The sequence below is a fragment of the Staphylococcus argensis genome (assembly GCF_002902305.1).
Taxonomy (GTDB): domain Bacteria; phylum Bacillota; class Bacilli; order Staphylococcales; family Staphylococcaceae; genus Staphylococcus; species Staphylococcus argensis.
In genome coordinates, this window is sequence record NZ_PPPX01000011.1 from 296,722 (window position 1) to 313,900 (window position 17,179).

Consider the following 17,179-nt stretch of genomic DNA (forward strand, 5'->3'; position numbering starts at 1 on the left):
GTACCTCGGGAGTCGCACCACCTCTTTTTTACTTGTATTGCAATTAAATCGAGGCATTCTAATGCTTTACTACAATTCTAAATGCTCCATAACGACAATCAACACACACTCTCTCTATTTTTTGTTTTAATATTAGTGTTTCGAGGAAGAGAGTGTTTCTACTAAGCATATGTTTCGTGTGAATCATGTTTTAGAATATCGAGGAAAAATAAGTTTTCTTCTAATCTGTAATAATGCGTATTGGGTGGGAGAGACGGCTCGCGTTCTTAGGGGGTCACGCTCAACTAAGTAATAACGCTTGTTGCGCGTTATTACTGGATTTTCGCTGTGCCCTTCTATCCCTCAAGAGTCTCGCCTACTCCCACCTTTTACTTGTATTGCAAATATTTGTGTGTGTTTAATAACATTTGTTCTAAGTTCTTTAGCTCACGAACTCCTACAAATCTACTCTTTTTTATTTGTGTTTAATTGAGTATTTCGAGGATGATAGTGCTTCTTACTAACTGAATGCTATGTATTGGTAAGTTAATAACGTCCGCTCTAAATTCTTTATTAGCTAAACTCCTACGCACCTACTCTTTTTGTTTTTTGATTTAATTAAGGCTTTCCGGGAGAATTAGAGCGTATCTTTATAAATCTACATATTCTTTTTACTAAATCTAATTTTTGGCACGATGATACTTCAAACGCCGTCTACTATCGCTGTAGTAGATGGCGTTTTTTGATTGGTAATTATATAACGCAACACTTATCTACCTTAAAAAGCACGCTCTCAACTCTGGAGAACGTGCTTTTCTTCTAATTATAATTCTTCGTCTTCGTATAAGTAAGCGTCTTTGAGGTAACCAATGACGCCTTCGTCACTATCTTCGAATTGGTTACGTTTGTTTCTGAATGTCACTTCTTTGTCGTCATTAATATGATAGAGTATCATGTCGTTTTCGCTGAGTTCTGGTATACGCTCAACGTCGATTTCGTGGATATCATTCTCTTTAATAAATTGGTTGTACCATTTGGCGCTAAAGTTTGAATCAAATAAGATGTGGTTGCGAATGGGCCCGCTCACATTAGATTTCATCTTCTCGTTTCTAAATGATACAGGTATCATATTGACTTGATTGAGACCGAATTCAGGAACGAGTTCGTTAAATGCTAGACTGTTGAACACGAAGGATTGGGTCATCAAGAGACATTGGTGGTAGCGAGTTAAATCTGCGTAAATGCGATCGTTACTTGATAATAGGTTGCCTTCGAAGACTTCAAAGTCTAGGTTGCGCGCACGTGTGGACGAACTTGAGAATAAGTTAAAGGTCATGACTGGAATTTCATGTTCTCGCAATTTCGATCCTAGTTTGTAAGAGAATTCGCCTTCTCCTACGAGAATAACGCCGGGTGGTTCGGTGCTCGCTAGGCGCATCATTTTGCTCATTGGGACGAAGCTAAAGCCGTAAATAACCACGGTTACGATGACTAAGCCAAAGGTTACGGGTGTAATGTATTCGGCTAATGGCGCATTTTTCTCCATAAACTGACCGGCAAAGAATTGAGCTACGGTTAAGACGACGATGCCTCGTGGTGCCATGATTGAGACCATCGTACGTTCGCGTTTAGAAATTTCAGTGTTGATGGTCGCGAATAAGATAGATAAAGGTCTGACGAGCACGATCATCACTGCGCAGAATAGTACGAGTTTCCACGATAGAATCCCTTTTAACACATCTAGAGTAAGTGACGATGTGATAAGGATAAAGACCGTTGAGACGAGAATGGATGACATATTCTCGATGAAGTGGTCAGATTCTTTAAAGATGAGATCGTGGCGTTTCATGCGTGCCATGACGAGACCGAAGATAGTGACGGCCATTAATCCAGATTCTGGTAAGATTTCATCGCACAAGGCAAAGATTAAGAGTACGAAGACGAGTTGTACTGGTGGCATTAAGTTCTGTGGAATCATATCCTTTTTTAAAAACCACATGAACACGTATGACGCAAAGAAACCGATACAGACGGCGATGAATAAACGCAGGATGAAACTTAAAATGATTTCTACCTGAATCCCGTGTTCGAAAATATTAAAAATATAAAATGCGAATAAGGCGAGCATCGGGCCAATCGGATCTAAGATGATACTTTCCCAACGCAAGATTGAATCAACGCTCTTGCGGACTTTCGCTTGTTTCAACAATGGTTGGATGACGGTCGGGCCTGTGATTAGGAATAAACCGCCCATGACGAGTGCGACTTGGGCTGAGAATCCTAGAACGAAATGGAGGGCCATTGCGCCAAGCACCCAGGAAATCACTGCGCCAACTGTAATGATGCGCATGACCGCTTTCGAAATACCTCTTAACTCACGGAAGTCGAGGTTGCTACTGCCTTCGAACAAGATAATAGCTACAGCTAACGAAACCATCGGGCTAAATGCTTCGGAGCCGAGGCTTTGTTGCGGGTTGATAAGACTCAGTATTGGGCCTACGAGTAAGCCGACGATAGAAAGTACGACAATCGAGGGCCATTTGATGCGTGATGCGAACCATTGGCTAAAGATACCTAAAGCCAGAAAGATCACGATCACTAATATAAGGGGTAAATTCAAGAGTGACACGGTCACACCTCCGTATAATTCCTAACGCTCACTCATGCTGAGCACATAGTTCTTACTTTCTTTCAATATGTATACATCAGTTCATTATAACAGATTCACCTTTAAGCGTTACACGTTTTTCTGTCTTCATACAAATTTCAACAGTATCGTCACAGTTTCGCCTTGTATCTTTACATGTTATATGATGCTCACTATAATTGAAATTGAATCTCAATTAGTTTGAATTCACAATTTTTAGTATAGGAGATGTTTGTGTAATTACGAGTATACGGGAAACAACATAATTAAATGTCCTCTCTCAAATACTCCTATACCACTTTTATACAAGGAAAGGTGAAATATAATGGAGAAGATAAATTATAAGAAATTTATACTTCCTGTTGTTGTTGGAATCATCCTCTGGTTGATCACCCCTATTCGGCCAGAAGGTTTAAGTGCGGACGCTTGGCATATGTTTGCCATCTTCGTAGCGACGATTATCGGTTGTATCACGCAACCGCTTCCGATTGGTGCCGTAGCCATGATTGGGTTTACGCTCACGGTCTTGACCGGCACTGTGGATATCGACCCAGCTGTGAAAGGTTTCGGTAATAGCAGTATTTGGCTCATCGCCATGGCGTTCTTTATTTCACGTGGGTTTGTGAAGACAGGTCTCGGCCGTCGTATTGCCCTTCAGTTCGTGAAGTTATTTGGTAAAAAGACGTTGGGGCTCGGCTATTCACTTGTTGGTGTGGATTTGATCTTAGCACCTGCGACGCCAAGTAACACGGCGCGTGCTGGCGGTATTATGTATCCTATCATTAATGCGCTCTCGAAGTCGTTCGGTTCGAAAGCCGATGACGGTACGGCGCGTAAAATGGGTTCATTCCTCATCTTTACAGAATTTCACGGGAACTTGATTACTGCCGCAATGTTCTTAACTGCGATGGCAGGAAACCCACTTGCTCAATCTTTAGCACAACATGAGCACATTCACATTACGTGGATGAACTGGTTCTTAGCTGCGCTCGTTCCAGGTATTGTGTCACTGATTGTCGTGCCGTTTATCATCTATAAGATTTATCCACCTGAAATCAAGGAAACACCTGACGCGAAATCATGGGCGGATAATGAATTGAAAGACATGGGTCACATGCATCGTGATGAGAAATTTATGATCGGTATCTTCCTCGTTGCGCTCATCCTATGGGTACTCGGAAGTGTCATCGATATGAACGCGACACTGACAGCTTTTATCGCCCTATCCCTTTTACTACTCACAGGCGTATTGAGCTGGACTGACGTACTTAAAGAAACTGGGGCTTGGAATACACTCATCTGGTTCTCCATCTTGGTTATGATGGCATCCCAACTCAACGAGCTCGGCTTTATTCCATGGCTCAGTAAGACGATTGCAGGTAGTTTAGGTGGCTTAAGTTGGCCGGTAGTCCTCGTGCTACTCATCCTATTCTACTTCTACTCACACTACTTGTTTGCGAGCTCAACGGCTCACGTCAGCGCGATGTACTCTGCCCTACTCGGGGTGGCCATTGCGACAGGTGCGCCACCGTTATTCAGTGCCTTGATGATTGGGTTCTTCGGTAACTTGATGGCTTCCACGACGCACTATAGTAGCGGCCCAGCACCGATACTCTACTCATCTGGCTATGTAACACAGAAACGTTGGTGGCTCATGAACGCAGGATTAGCTATTGTTTACTTTGTTATCTGGCTTGGTCTCGGTTCACTTTGGATGAAACTCATCGGCGTGATGTAGGCATTTTACCTACCTATAGGTTTAAAATCACTTCAAATGGTGTAAATATATAGTAATCAATATGAATCAGGAGATGATAAAGATGGCTGAAATTAAACAAGGCGATCACAAATTCTACACAGGTGAAGATGAGAATAATCCTGAAACAGTGATTACGTACAACGATGTGAATGACGATCAAATCGAAATCAATCACACAGGCGTTCCATCTGAAATGGGTGGACAAGGTTTAGGTACTGCACTAGTAGAAGCAGTAGTGAACTACGCACGTGACAATGGTAAAAAGGTCAGTGCAACTTGCCCATTTGCGGCAAAAGTGATTGAAAAACATCCTGAATTCCAAGATGTCTACAAAGGTTAAGTTGAAGAAGGCGCCTGCAATGTGGAGAATGAACTCCACTGCAGGCGCTATTTATTTATAATTTGTGGAAAGAGGAGCTAAAGTGATGGATAACATCGAAGAAGTGATAAAGAAATATTTCTGGGTCTGTTTAGTTTCTATCATCCCCATGACACTAATTATGAATGTATTACCTAAACATACCTTCTTCGAAATCCTATTATCTTTGATTATCGTGATATTATCATCAATTGGACTGTCTACAATCATTCTTTACATTATCTACATATGTCAAAAACAGGAGTGAGACTTGTCGATGAAATCAAATGGACGAGCGCAGTCGAACACTATTACTTACGCTTACCTCAATTTCATACATCATAGCAAAAAGGCAATTTCTATGAAATATTCGATAGAAATTGCCTTTTTAATATAGTTGAAGAGCGTAACGCTCTAACTTTTAATTCTAGCTTACAACCACTCTACGACGTCTTCTTGTGGTTGGCGAATTTTTTCTTTTGGCTCTTTTTCACGATAACCAAAAGCGACCATAACGGAAGGCGCGAATTCTTTCATATCCGCAATACCTTCGTCGTCTAGTAATTGTTCTACTGCATCAATGTCGAAACCTTCCATTGGGCAAGAATCGATACCAAGTAATGCCGCAGAAGTCATCATGTTACCTAGTGCGATATATGTTTGCTTACTTGACCAGTCTAAAAGTGTACGTTCGTTGTCGTTAATGTGGAAGTTCGTTTGGAACCCTTCTACCTTGTCACCAAAGGCTTTAATACTGTCATCATCGTATTGTTTCAAGTCACGTAAGATATGATGCACGTGCGGTGAAGATTTCGTTACATTCTTACGCGCAAGGATGAGCACGAAATGGCTTGCTGTTTCAAGCTGACCACGTGCGCCTCCACTTAGTTCATGTAATTTATTACGTAAGTCTTCACTTTGAACGACTAAGAAACGCCAAGGTTCTAGACCGAGAGAACTTGGAGATAGACGGCCTGCTTCAAGGATTGTATCGAAGTCGCTGTCGTCGATCTTCTTAGATGCGTCAAAGCGTTTCGTTGCATGTCTGTAGTTAAATGCATCAATAATTGTTTGTTGCATATCTTTGTTACTCATTAACGTTTAACCTACCTTTCATAGATTTCAAGTTATCACAATTATAATTCAAGTATTGATTAGACTTAAAGTGTTGTGTTTAATCTTGCTCGTTCTACACCAGTCATTGTACCCTGAGTGTTATTTCAGACTTTCAATAAATTGAAGGTATTGTTGCGCATTTTCTTCAAGTGTTTCTTGGCTAGGATTGAGTGCGCCGTACAATGTGTGATAGCCGCCGAATTGGGCACCGACGAATCGTGCAGTGCTGATGAATGGACTGATGAGTGTTTCGAATGTGTAGCCGAGTGGACCATCTTCTGCGTATTGCGCGGCTTGTGCACCTACTGAAACGGCTGCGGCGAATGTCTTACCTTTGAGGGCGTTGCCTTCGGAGCCGTATGCCCATCCGTATGTGAATACTTGATCGAAGTATTGTTTGAGTAGTGGTGGGTAGCTGTACCAGTAGAATGGGAATTGGAAGATGATGTGGTCGTGTTCCATGAGTAGTTTCTGTTCGTAGTCGATGTCAATGTTGGCGTCGGGGTATGTGGTGTAGAGTTCGTGTATGTCGAGTTGGTCTGTGTGTTGGTTGAGTTTGTCGCGCCAGTATTGGTTGACTGTGGATGTGTTGATGTCTGGGTGTGTGATGATGATGAGTGGTTTCATCTGTGGGTCTCCTTTCTGTATCTGTTTCTAGTTTTGATTCTACCACACACTAACAACACCTTACTTCTTTATTGTTTGTTGTAATTAAATGTATCGACCTAAGCAATACTTCGTATTGAGCGGGAGTAGCGATTCGCTTTCTTAGGGGAGAAGCACAGAAATCTGTGATTTCGTAGTGCTTCCCCCGCGAGGATGACTAGAGTTCGAGAAAGCAAAGTGCCTTCTCGAATTCAGTCAGCTACCGCGAACCCTCAACTAAGTAATAACGCTTGTTGCGCGTTATTACTGGATTTTCGCTGTGACCTTTGATCCCTCAAGAGTCTCATCTTCTCCCGCCTTTACTCGTGTTGCAGGTATACATGTATTTAAATTGTTTGTTCTAATACTTAATCAATCACAAACTACAACCATCCATCATTCTTCTTTTTTATTTGTTTTGAATTAGATGTATCGACCTAAGCAATACTTCGTATTGGGGTGTGGCAGCTTTCCGCAGGCATGGCTTGAGCCTATAGTCTCAAGACTCATGCTATTCCTGCAGGAGTCACCACATCCCCTGACTTGTATTGCAATTATTCTTACATATAGTTATATTTGCTCTAATCATGTACATCACATTCCACCACATCCTTCTTCTTTTTTATTATTTTTCTTTTGATTTGATTGTTTCGAGGAATAAAGTGTATCAGTTTAAGAATATATATGATTAAAATTTATTTTTGCATTTGTTCTAAGTAAAGTCTTTCTCTATTTTCGATCAAAAGTCATATATTGAATTAAATACAATTAAGGTGGTTTAAATGTTCGAATAAATATAGAAATGGTTAAATGTTTTACTGATTTTCTATGTTCTTTAAAATAAACCTAGCCATTATATAAGCTCTTAAAGCACTAACTTTAAAACTTAATATATTATTTTCAATTCGCAGAAGATGATGTGACACGCTTAAGGTATTTAGGCAGCAATGAAAAATCCATTTTTTCAAGCTATTCTTAGCGAGAAAAATGAGTTGAATGCAGCCCCCTAAGCAAGGGAACCATCATCTCAAGAATGGCTTTAGTCATAATAAAAACACCTCTAAAGCGAGTACTAGAACCAACTTTAGAGGTGTATTCATTCAATTATCCTTTTGTTTTCACTTTTGAAATGTAAGTGGATGGTTTGTCTTTATCGTAAATCGTTAAACCGGTAATATCTTTCGTCTTAACTGGTGTGAACAAGCTCACAACATAAGATATGATAAATGCGATCGTGAATGACATGATTGAAACGTAGAATGGTGCGCTTGGATTACTTTTATCATTAAGTAAGTAAGCGACTAGGATACCTGCAATCAAGCCGACGATAACGCCGAATGTGTTTGTACGTTTCGTAAAGATACCTACCGCAAAGATACCTGCGAGTGGTACACCGAAGAGACCCGTGATGAGTAGGAATAAGTCCCAAAGGTTGTTTGATTTCGCAAAGATGAGATACATGGACATGCCGTAACCGAAGAGGCCAGCCAGGATGATCATCAGACGTGCGAATTTCACTTCGTCTTTCTCTTTGCCTTTACCGAAGAAACGGTGTTTGATATCGACTGAGATACAAGCTGAAATGGAGTTTAAGCTTGATGAAATGGTCGATTGTGCTGCCGCAAAGATAGCTGCAACGAGTAAACCGCCGACAAATGGTGGCATCTGAGTTAAGATAAAGTATGGCACTACAGAAGATGTATTGAAATCTTTCGGTAATGTGCCTGCATGTTGATAGAAAGAGTAAAGCATTGTACCCATACCGTAAAATAATGGTGCGGATAGAATAGCTAATAAACCGTTTGTCCAAAGGGATTTACGTGTCTCTTTCATTGATTCAGATGCTTGGTAACGTTGAACGACGTCTTGACTTGCTGTGTATTGATGTAAGTTGTTAAAAATGTTCCCAATAAAGATAATTGGAAAGGCTGCGCTCGCTGAGTTGATGACGAAATTGTCTGCACTCAAGATCTTCTTGTGTTCCATTGCGTCGTGCCAAATTGTGCCGAAGTTACCGTGAATTTGAAGTGCGCCGAGTAAGATGATGAAGAAGGCCCCGCCAAGGAGGATAACACCTTGGATAAAGTCGCTCCATACTACCCCTTCGAATCCACCTAGGAATGTATAAAGAATACAGAGTACGCCGACGAGTGTTGCGACGATGTACGGGTTCATGTCAGAAACTGATGTAATCGCTAGTGTCGGTAAGTAAATAACGATTGCGACACGTCCTAAATGGAAGAGGACGAACAGTAGTGAACCAATTAAACGAATACTTGGGCCAAAGCGTGCTTCTAAATATTCGTAAGCTGAAGTTACTCTTAACTTTTTAAAGAAAGGTACATAGAAGTAATTCAGAATTGGTACGATAGCGATAATTGTAATCGTACCTGCAACATAAGCCCAGTCAGTCAAGAAAGCTTTCTCTGGCGTGGACATAAATGTAATCGCACTTAATGTTGTTGCGTAAATCGAGAAACCAACTACCCATGAAGGTAACTTACCTCCGGCGGTAAAGAAGCTATCTGTATCTTTACTCGCACGTTTAGTGAAGTAAGACCCAATTAATAACATTGCCACCAAGTAGACGATGACTGCTACCCAGTTCCATAACCCAAAACCAACTTGATGCATATTCCCAACCCCTTAATCTTATAAATGATATTGTTGTATTAATTTGTTCAAACGTTCTCTCTTATCGTCACTGAGTGGTTTCAATGGTCGTTTAGGCATACCACTCTCAATACCTCTTGAGCCGAGGATTTCTTTCAGTGCTGGGTAGATACCAAGCTCTAACACTGTGCTGATAATGTCGTTTGTTTCATTCTGAATGCGTAACGCTTCTTGAACTTGACCTTGTTGAACAAGCTCGAAGATTCGACGTGCACGTTTACCGTTGACGTTGTATGTAGAACCAATGGCACCATCTACACCTGTAACTGCTGCTTGAATCAACATTTCGTCAAAGCCTGAGAAGATGAGTTTGTCAGGGTACGTGTGACGTAAGCGTTCAAGCAAGAAGAAATCCGGTGCTGTATATTTCACGCCGATAATATTGTCGTGAGTGAAAAGCTCATCAAATTGTTCGTTCGTAATGTTCACGCCTGTTGAACCAGGGTTCGCATAGATAATGAAATTACTTTGCGTTTCTTCAATTAATTTGAAGTAATATTCTTTAATTTCATCAAAGCTGAACGGATAGTAGAACGGTGTGACTGCAGAAATCGCATCGTAGCCAAGTTCTGTCGCATACTTACCTAACTCGATCGCTTCGTTCATATCGAGTGCGCCGATTTGTGCGATGAGTTTCACGTCGTCACTTACCGCTTCTTTCGCAATCTTAAAGATTTGTTTCTTCTGTTCTTTACTGATGAGGAAGTTCTCGCCTGAGCTTCCATTCACGTAAAGTCCATCCATACCTTCTGTTTCAATCGCATTACGTGCGATTTGTTTCAAACCTTCTTCAATCACTTGCCCTTGTTCGTCGAAAGGCACAAGTAAAGCCGCATATAATCCTTTAAATCGTTCGTCCATTATTAATAACCTCCAGTATGATCTCGACTTCACAATATTCACAAATTCGTTATTGTAGTTGTTACGTCTGCTTTATACAATGAAAAAGTCATTTACAATTCAAATTGTAAACGCTACCATAAGGAGTATCAATATGATTTTGAAAATAAAAGTCATATTCATGACGATTTTGTGAAAATATTTTTCATTAAATTATAAACGGAGATGGAGGACATACAATGGAGCGAATTGCGATAGATGTCGGCGGTACACATATCAAAGGAGGAATCATCGACGCGCATCTTACGTTGAAAGACAAAGTGAAGATTGAGACACCTAACAATATTGATGAGAAGATCACGGATGCGGTATTTGAACTTGTAGCACGTTATATAGAGAAACACCAATTGACACGCCCACAAATTGGTATTTCAACAGCAGGTGTGGTTGATGAAGAAGAGGGGCACATCGTCTACACAGGTCCGACAATACCTAACTTTAATGGCACTAATTTCAAGACACTGCTCTCCCCTTTAAGTGATGATGTCCATGTTTATAATGATGTCAATGCCGCATTACTTGGAGAGCTGAGTTTGTACGATTATGATGCTCAGAATATCTTTTGTCTTACTCTAGGCACTGGAATTGGCGGTGCTTTCTATCATCGCGACACTGGTCTCTATAACGGAGCGAGAAACCGCGCGAATGAAATCGGATATTTACTTTACCGTCCTACTGATGAGACGACGTATGAGCTACGTGGCTCCGTGCGTGCTTTGAAACAACGCATGCAAGCGCAACACTTTGAGTACGACGATGATGTGATTAAATTGTTTGAACTTGCGATTGATGAGAGAGATTTGAAAGCTCAAGAAATCTTAAATGCGTGGAGTGAGGATGTCGCCGAAGGAATTGCACAAATTCAAATTCTTTATGATCCGGAGCTCATATTGATTGGCGGAGGAATTTCATCTCAAGGCGAACGTCTATTACGCTACATTTCACCGAAGATTGCGCACTATTTACCACCTGAATATGGTCATGCACGCATTCAAACAATGCAGACGCAGAACGACGCTGCTTTGTACGGTGCCGTGGCACAATTTCATTAAGTTATAAATTAACGCACGATAGTGGTACGCCTCTTTCCACCTCGTGCGTTTAATTTTGGTCTTTTAAAATGTCGCTAATCGCTCGTTATACGTCGCCCTTTTTATCTGCTAGAATCACTTCCGTCGTTTGACGATACAAGCCTCGTAAATAATCATCTTCAAGTAGTAAATAACTGACGATATCGACCAAGAACGACGTCGCAATTTGTGTATTCACAAAGTAAGGATCGTTAATGCGCTTCTGATCTGTCGTCAACAATACCAAGTCAGCGGATTGCGTTAACGTGCTCCCTTCGTAATTCGTAATCGCCACGACAAAGGCACCACGTGCTTTTGCGATATTTGCTGCTGCTATCAGCTCTTTCGTCTCACCACTATTTGAGATGGCAACGAACGTATCGGACTTCGATAATAATGACGCGTGAATCTTCATTTGATGTGCATCCGTAGAGACATTCCCTTTCATACCCATACGCATCGTACGATAGTAGAACTCTGTCGCAGATAAGCCCGAGCTTCCTAAACCAGAATAAATAATTTGGCGACTGCGCTTTAACTGATTAACGAAACGCTGAATCTGTTTCTCCGAGACGAACTCACCTGTCTGTTGAATCACGTTCTGATGATAGTTATGTATACGTTGAATCAGTGGACTATTCTCAATCGGTTTCACCGTCTTCTCCTGTTGAAGACTGAATTTCATATCTTGAAAGTTCTCGTAATTGAGCTTATGTGCAAAGCGAGTAATCGTCGCCGGAGAGGTATCGATGGCACTGGCAAGCGAATTAATTGTTGAGAAATCGTCTGTGAATTCCGTTTCTTCAATAAATGCGACAATATCTTTATCCTTCTTCGTCAATAAATGGCGATAACGTTGAATACGATTCGCAAATTTCATTACTTACTCTCCCCTTTGTGCAATTACAGTGAAGTGTTACCTTTTTAAAATTCGAGTCGGTGAATTATTTTGTTCGGCGCGGTTCTTGTTATTTTCTCAACCATGAGTATCTTCTCAGTATATATGAAAATATTTTTCACAACAACTAAAAGTATTGATTATTATTTTCCGAGTGTTATATTGAAAACAATGAGATAATCGGCTCACTTATCACCGAACAGGACGGACTACAAACTAGGGCGATCATCATCTAACTATACAAACAGGAGTGAAGAATTATGTTACCACAAGGGTTAATCGTTTCATGTCAGGCCTTACCTGACGAGCCATTACACTCTTCATTTATTATGTCTAAAATGGCACTTGCTGCTTACCAAGGGGGCGCAGTAGGTATTCGCGCCAACACGAAAGAAGATATCCAAGCGATTCAACAAGAAGTCGACTTACCAATCATCGGGATTGTGAAACGCGATTACAAAGGTTCAAAGGTCTTTATCACTGCGACTTCTCAAGAAGTAGACGAATTGATTGAGAGTGGTTGTGAAGTCATCGCGCTCGATGCGACGACACAAACGCGTCCGAAAGAATCGTTGTCTGAGCTCGTAGCATATATCCGCGAACATGCACCAAATGTGGAGATCATGGCTGACATTTCGACACTAGAAGAAGCGAAACAAGCAGACGAATTAGGCTTTGATTACGTCGGTACAACGTTACGTGGCTACACTGACTATACGAAAGGTCATATTCTTTACGAGGATAACTTCCAATTCTTGAAAGATGTACTCGAAGCTGTGGATGCGAAAGTCATTGCGGAAGGTAACGTGATCACACCTGAAATGTTTGAAACAGTGTCCAACTTAGGCGTTCACTGTACTGTTGTAGGCGGTGCGATTACACGCCCGAAAGAGATTACACAACGTTTCGTAAATGCGCTTAAATCTTAAACCACGCGCGAGGTTACTGAAGTTAACAGGGTCAGCACTTTGACTACTTAGCACCGCTCAAATCAGTGACATTAAACAAGCTACTTCAATACTTTTAAAAAAGACCTCTTCAATTAAGGCGATTGAAAATTTATCGCCCTAATTGGTGAGGTCTAATTTCTTTCACGTTGAAACACTGTACGCGCGCATCCACATTATGCCGCTTGTGCTTCAAAGATTTTGCGTTTCTCCCACTGTCCAGTTTGCTGATTATATTTATCGCATGTAATTAACGTCAATTGTTGTTTATCAGATTTGTGCTCGTCCAGCACTTTTACATCGTCTGGATTCACATCGTAAATCTTCGAAATCTTATATGTCCGCTTCTGCCCATCAATCGTCAAATACACCTTACTACCTTTATGTGCAGCTGGTAAATTCGTGAACTGATAGTGATCACGGTCAGTAAACGTATGTCCTGCAATTGCGACATTCTGATCGGACATCGATTCATCTTTTTCCGCGAAGCTCACGCCACGGTTAAGTTGTTCAGGTGTCGCAGGCCCTGGATAAACTGGCGTCTTAATTTCCGCATCAGGTACAGAAATATACCCCGCCATTTTCGACGGATCTTTAGGTATTTGTGGTGTCGATTCCGATTTCTTCTCTTTATGTTGTTTTTGGTTATTCTTATCATAATGCTCAATCTTGTCTTCGTTATCCTTTTGAGTAAAATAATTGTCGATATGTGGTTTCATAAACATGTAAATCGCCGCTAATATGAGTATCACACCCACAAGTGTTAATAAACGGCTGCCCCATTTCTTCATAGCTCTCCTCCATTATGACAGATAGTAATATAAGTCATAGTATATCATGTTACCCACCCTATTGTACGCAATATTCACTCAAACTTTTTCAAATCACTTGTGCTACACTGGAGTTATTATATGTAAAAGTCACCGGGGACTCCGAAGTCCTTTTACCATAACTATAAATATGAAAGAAGGTTAGACCTATATGATTCGCCCAATGACACAAGATGATTTGCATGAGGTCTTAACGATTTATAATCACGCGATTGAACATACTACGGCCGTCTACACCTATGAGCCTGTTATGATAACAGAGCGTCTCGTTTGGTTTACTGAGAAATTAGAGAAGGAGGAACCTCTACTCGTCTATGATATTGATGGTCATGTAGCTGGGTTTGCGACGTACGGCAGTTTCCGTGACTGGCCGGCCTATCGCTATACGGTTGAACATTCTGTTTATGTCGATCCGAACTATCATGGACGAGGCGTGGCGACCCAGTTATTGACTGAGTTGATTCGTCTCGCACGCGAGTCAGGCTATCACACGATGGTGGCTGGTATTGATGCTGAGAACTCAGCGAGTATTGCACTCCATGAGAAGTTCAATTTCAGCCATTGTGGAACGGTTACAGAGGTCGGTCACAAATTTGGACGATGGCTCGACTTAGCGTTCTATCAGCTACATTTAGAGGACTAAGTTTTCCTGTGAGTATTAATTCAACAATTACACGGTAGACGACTGAATTCGAAATTGCTTGAGCAGTTTCGAACACTAGTCGTCCTCGCGGGGGCAAGACTACGAAATCAAAGATTTCTGTCTTGCTCCCAAGTTAGGAAATCGCAGAAAAGTGGTATAACATAATGTATCACAATATTTTAACAATAAGGAGCATCACATTATGAGTGTATTTACTAACGAAGAGAAAGTACAAATTCTCTCTGATGTCGTAGAAATTGAATCGGTGAATGACCATGAGAAAGATGTCGCTGAATACTTACAGAAACTTTTTAACAAACATGACATCCAATCTGAAATCATCAGTGTTAACGACTCAGATTCTCGTGCTAATCTCGTAGCTGAAATTGGTAGTGGCAGCCCAGTACTTGGCGTTTCAGGACATATGGATGTTGTGACGACAGGTGATTTAGATAGCTGGAACTACGAACCATTTAAACTTACAGAAGATGATGAAGGTCGCCTTCACGGACGTGGTGCTGCTGATATGAAATCAGGTACCGTTGCACTCGCGCTCGCATTGATTGAAATTAAAGAAGCTGGCACGTTGAAACAAGGTACGATTCGCTTCATGGCTACTGCGGGTGAAGAAATCACAAGTGCTGGCGCTAAAGATCTATATGAGAAAGGCTATATGGATGACGTAGACGCACTTCTTATCGCTGAACCGTCTCAAGATGGTCTTGTTTATACACATAAAGGTACGATGGATATTCGCGTGACATCCAAAGGTAAATCTGCCCATAGTTCTATGCCAGAACTTGGCTTTAACGCGATTAATCCACTCGCTGATTTCATCCATTACTTAAACAAAGCTTATAGTGAAGTAGATGTTAAAAGTGACGTTCTCGGTACACCAACAATGAACGGTACAGTAATTAATGGTGGTGACCAAGTGAACTCTATTCCAGACCGCGCGGAAGCGTTATTCAATATGCGTACAATTCCAGAATATGATAATAAACGTTTCGAATCTTTATTTAATGATGTCAAAGATCAAGTTGAAGAAACGAAAGGTGTCGATTTAACTGTCGAACCTTATGTTAATCGTGATCCAATCTCTACTACTGGCGATAGCGACTTTATTAAAATGACCCAATCTTTAGCTGAATCTCACTTCAATCGTTCATTTGACTTAACTTCAACAACGGCGACAACTGACGCATCTTTCTTGATGAAAGATAAAGATGAACAATTTGGCTTTATTATGTTTGGTCCAGGTGAGTCAGGTCAAGCGCACCAAGTTGATGAGTATGTATCTAAAGACGTTTATACTCAATTTGTTGATTTCTATACGCAACTCTTCTCAAAATATTTAAATCAGTAATAAATGATGGCGAATGAGTGGCAGAGCTTTTACGCTCGAAATCGCTCAAGAGTTGAAATTTCGTTATTCAAAGATTTGAGCAGAGGTTACTGAAATTATAGAAAAGATGGACTAAGGCGCTTGTCTTTTGCCGTCTTTTGATTATGTAGAACCGCGGAAATATGTAAATCGCGGTTCTACTTTTTTATGTAAATGTGGCATTTTACTACCCTTGTATTAAGAAATTTTCACTTTTAAATATTTAAGAAATTTATTAAGGGAATAAACTTTTATTAATTTTCTGAATTTTGTGTTGTCAATTAACTCCCCTAGCTATATAATTAACTCATATAATGAGTGTGTCGCTTCTTCCGTTACTTACTTCATCACAGTTAAGTCATTCATACATTCACTTTATGCGACTTCACTTGGAAGTGAACGACCATTCATTATACGAGTCGTCTGTGAAAGCCGGGGACTATTATAGTGCCCTGGCTGATTAGACGCTCACTATCTACAAACTGTTTATATTCTAGCGTATGATGCCTCTTATTGTGACGCACAGTTATGATTTTTCAAAATTTAACTCTCGAAATACGACCCTTTCATTTTTTCACTCTAACCTTTCATTATTTTAAAAATACAAAATTCCAAGCTCGAAAACTATAAAAAATTGAATGTCGCACACACGTTACCTCGTAAATTTATCACGTATGAGATGATTTCCACATATTTCGTTTCTCCTACTATAAAATGACTTGTAATTCGTATTACAGGGGGATATACCATGCAAAAACCTACGTTGAGCATTCACGAACTACTTTCAACTGAGTTAGAACGTTGTATTAATGAAGTCATTATCTTATTCCCTTTAGCAGATCCATTAGCCCTTCATCTTAACGGAGCAAGAACAAATATATATTCTGGAATTATCATTAACAATGGCGACATATATCAAGTTATTGAAGGCGTTAATGTAGTAGAGGTTCGCATTCCTCTCTCTATGCTATTGAAGAGAGAAGAGGCCGCTTCGCACTGCTACTTCGATTATAATAAGATCTCATCACCTCGAGAGCTCAAATCTTTGATCTTGCGTGATGTTGAGCAGAATACTGTTAACCGTGTGATAACTACTACCGCCGTTTTGAAACTGCTCGATTTCCTATTGTTAGAAGCAAAAGTGAACATCAATTCACCATATTTACCAGTAATTACAACGGACTTACCTTTATTAAATAAGATACTTAAATTTACGAACGACCATATTTATGAAAGCGTTTCACCTAAGATGATTGCGAAAGAATTTTTCATTTCACAGTCTTACATATCAATCATCTTTGCGAAACATTTAAATATGAACTTTAAAACG

Annotated in this window: 14 protein-coding genes and 1 pseudogene; 8 read left to right on the forward strand and 7 right to left on the reverse strand. The window is 40.5% G+C overall.

Annotated elements, in window-relative coordinates:
* Positions 1 to 802: 802 nt before the first annotated feature.
* Complete coding sequence (locus tag CD039_RS08350) at positions 803 to 2,608, reverse strand: cation:proton antiporter (protein WP_103371935.1); 1,806 nt, start codon at positions 2,606 to 2,608, stop codon at positions 803 to 805.
* Between the two features lie 343 nt (positions 2,609 to 2,951).
* On the opposite strand from CD039_RS08350, the gene CD039_RS08355 reads away from it, so the two are divergent.
* The 3 genes from CD039_RS08355 to CD039_RS12075 all read left to right on the forward strand — a co-directional run bounded on the left by CD039_RS08355 (position 2,952) and on the right by CD039_RS12075 (position 5,011).
* Positions 2,952 to 4,364 carry an anion permease gene (locus CD039_RS08355; RefSeq protein ID WP_103371936.1) on the forward strand — a complete coding sequence of 471 codons (1,413 nt, stop codon included), beginning with the start codon at positions 2,952 to 2,954 and terminating at the stop codon, positions 4,362 to 4,364.
* 82 nt (positions 4,365 to 4,446) lie between these two features.
* Entirely contained in the window at positions 4,447 to 4,725 is a 279-nt protein-coding gene (locus tag CD039_RS08360) for a GNAT family N-acetyltransferase (protein ID WP_103371937.1), read from the forward strand.
* An 85-nt stretch (positions 4,726 to 4,810) separates the two neighbouring features.
* Positions 4,811 to 5,011 carry a DUF6007 family protein gene (locus tag CD039_RS12075; RefSeq protein ID WP_103371938.1) on the forward strand — a complete coding sequence of 67 codons (201 nt, stop codon included), beginning with the start codon at positions 4,811 to 4,813 and terminating at the stop codon, positions 5,009 to 5,011.
* 164 nt (positions 5,012 to 5,175) lie between these two features.
* Here CD039_RS12075 and CD039_RS08370 read toward each other — a convergent pair whose 3' ends face one another.
* The 4 genes from CD039_RS08370 to CD039_RS08385 form a co-directional block, all read right to left on the reverse strand.
* The gene (locus CD039_RS08370; protein ID WP_002471712.1) at positions 5,176 to 5,838 is read right to left on the reverse strand and encodes an NAD(P)H-dependent oxidoreductase; all 663 of its coding nucleotides are present in this window, start codon (positions 5,836 to 5,838) and stop codon (positions 5,176 to 5,178) included.
* Between the two features lie 120 nt (positions 5,839 to 5,958).
* A complete protein-coding gene (locus tag CD039_RS08375) occupies positions 5,959 to 6,486 on the reverse strand; it encodes an NAD(P)H-dependent oxidoreductase (RefSeq protein ID WP_103371939.1) in 528 nt (175 codons plus the stop codon).
* 1,122 nt (positions 6,487 to 7,608) lie between these two features.
* Positions 7,609 to 9,138 carry a sodium:solute symporter family protein gene (locus CD039_RS08380; RefSeq protein ID WP_002473105.1) on the reverse strand — a complete coding sequence of 510 codons (1,530 nt, stop codon included), beginning with the start codon at positions 9,136 to 9,138 and terminating at the stop codon, positions 7,609 to 7,611.
* 18 nt (positions 9,139 to 9,156) lie between these two features.
* Positions 9,157 to 10,038 carry an N-acetylneuraminate lyase gene (locus tag CD039_RS08385; protein ID WP_103371940.1) on the reverse strand — a complete coding sequence of 294 codons (882 nt, stop codon included), beginning with the start codon at positions 10,036 to 10,038 and terminating at the stop codon, positions 9,157 to 9,159.
* Positions 10,039 to 10,256: 218 nt separating this feature from the next.
* Between CD039_RS08385 and CD039_RS08390 the strand changes: the two genes are divergently transcribed.
* Entirely contained in the window at positions 10,257 to 11,129 is an 873-nt protein-coding gene (locus tag CD039_RS08390) for an ROK family protein (RefSeq protein ID WP_103371941.1), read from the forward strand.
* 85 nt (positions 11,130 to 11,214) lie between these two features.
* Here CD039_RS08390 and CD039_RS08395 read toward each other — a convergent pair whose 3' ends face one another.
* On the reverse strand, positions 11,215 to 12,027 hold the full coding sequence (locus tag CD039_RS08395) for a MurR/RpiR family transcriptional regulator (protein WP_002473086.1): 813 nt from the start codon (positions 12,025 to 12,027) through the stop codon (positions 11,215 to 11,217).
* A gap of 278 nt (positions 12,028 to 12,305) precedes the next feature.
* Here CD039_RS08395 and CD039_RS08400 point away from each other — a divergent pair, with 278 nt between their 5' ends.
* Entirely contained in the window at positions 12,306 to 12,974 is a 669-nt protein-coding gene (locus CD039_RS08400) for an N-acetylmannosamine-6-phosphate 2-epimerase (RefSeq protein ID WP_103371942.1), read from the forward strand.
* Positions 12,975 to 13,168: 194 nt separating this feature from the next.
* Here the strand turns inward: CD039_RS08400 and srtA are convergent, their stop codons facing one another.
* The gene (gene srtA, locus CD039_RS08405) at positions 13,169 to 13,783 is read right to left on the reverse strand and encodes a class A sortase SrtA (RefSeq protein ID WP_049408235.1); all 615 of its coding nucleotides are present in this window, start codon (positions 13,781 to 13,783) and stop codon (positions 13,169 to 13,171) included.
* 190 nt (positions 13,784 to 13,973) lie between these two features.
* Here srtA and CD039_RS08410 point away from each other — a divergent pair, with 190 nt between their 5' ends.
* The 3 genes and pseudogenes from CD039_RS08410 to CD039_RS08420 form a co-directional block, all read left to right on the forward strand.
* Positions 13,974 to 14,465: a GNAT family N-acetyltransferase gene (locus tag CD039_RS08410; protein WP_103371943.1), complete on the forward strand. Its 492-nt coding sequence runs from the start codon at positions 13,974 to 13,976 to the stop codon at positions 14,463 to 14,465.
* A 202-nt stretch (positions 14,466 to 14,667) separates the two neighbouring features.
* On the forward strand, positions 14,668 to 15,831 hold the full coding sequence (locus CD039_RS08415; protein WP_103371944.1) for an ArgE/DapE family deacylase: 1,164 nt from the start codon (positions 14,668 to 14,670) through the stop codon (positions 15,829 to 15,831).
* Positions 15,832 to 16,597: 766 nt separating this feature from the next.
* A pseudogene (locus CD039_RS08420) lies at positions 16,598 to 17,179 on the forward strand (helix-turn-helix domain-containing protein); the annotation flags it as partial.

Bases quoted from the DNA above. Each gene is read 5' to 3' on its own strand.
- CD039_RS08370 (WP_002471712.1), bottom strand. From the start codon at position 5,838: ATGAGTAACAAAGATATGCAACAAACAATTATTGATGCATTTAACTAC.
- CD039_RS08385 (WP_103371940.1), bottom strand. From the start codon at position 10,038: ATGGACGAACGATTTAAAGGATTATATGCGGCTTTACTTGTGCCTTTC.
- CD039_RS08410 (WP_103371943.1), top strand. From the start codon at position 13,974: ATGATTCGCCCAATGACACAAGATGATTTGCATGAGGTCTTAACGATT.
- CD039_RS08415 (WP_103371944.1), top strand. From the start codon at position 14,668: ATGAGTGTATTTACTAACGAAGAGAAAGTACAAATTCTCTCTGATGTC.
- CD039_RS12075 (WP_103371938.1), top strand. From the start codon at position 4,811: ATGGATAACATCGAAGAAGTGATAAAGAAATATTTCTGGGTCTGTTTA.
- srtA (WP_049408235.1), bottom strand. From the start codon at position 13,783: ATGAAGAAATGGGGCAGCCGTTTATTAACACTTGTGGGTGTGATACTC.
- CD039_RS08400 (WP_103371942.1), top strand. From the start codon at position 12,306: ATGTTACCACAAGGGTTAATCGTTTCATGTCAGGCCTTACCTGACGAG.
- CD039_RS08380 (WP_002473105.1), bottom strand. From the start codon at position 9,138: ATGCATCAAGTTGGTTTTGGGTTATGGAACTGGGTAGCAGTCATCGTC.
- CD039_RS08395 (WP_002473086.1), bottom strand. From the start codon at position 12,027: ATGAAATTTGCGAATCGTATTCAACGTTATCGCCATTTATTGACGAAG.
- CD039_RS08360 (WP_103371937.1), top strand. From the start codon at position 4,447: ATGGCTGAAATTAAACAAGGCGATCACAAATTCTACACAGGTGAAGAT.
- CD039_RS08355 (WP_103371936.1), top strand. From the start codon at position 2,952: ATGGAGAAGATAAATTATAAGAAATTTATACTTCCTGTTGTTGTTGGA.
- CD039_RS08375 (WP_103371939.1), bottom strand. From the start codon at position 6,486: ATGAAACCACTCATCATCATCACACACCCAGACATCAACACATCCACA.
- CD039_RS08390 (WP_103371941.1), top strand. From the start codon at position 10,257: ATGGAGCGAATTGCGATAGATGTCGGCGGTACACATATCAAAGGAGGA.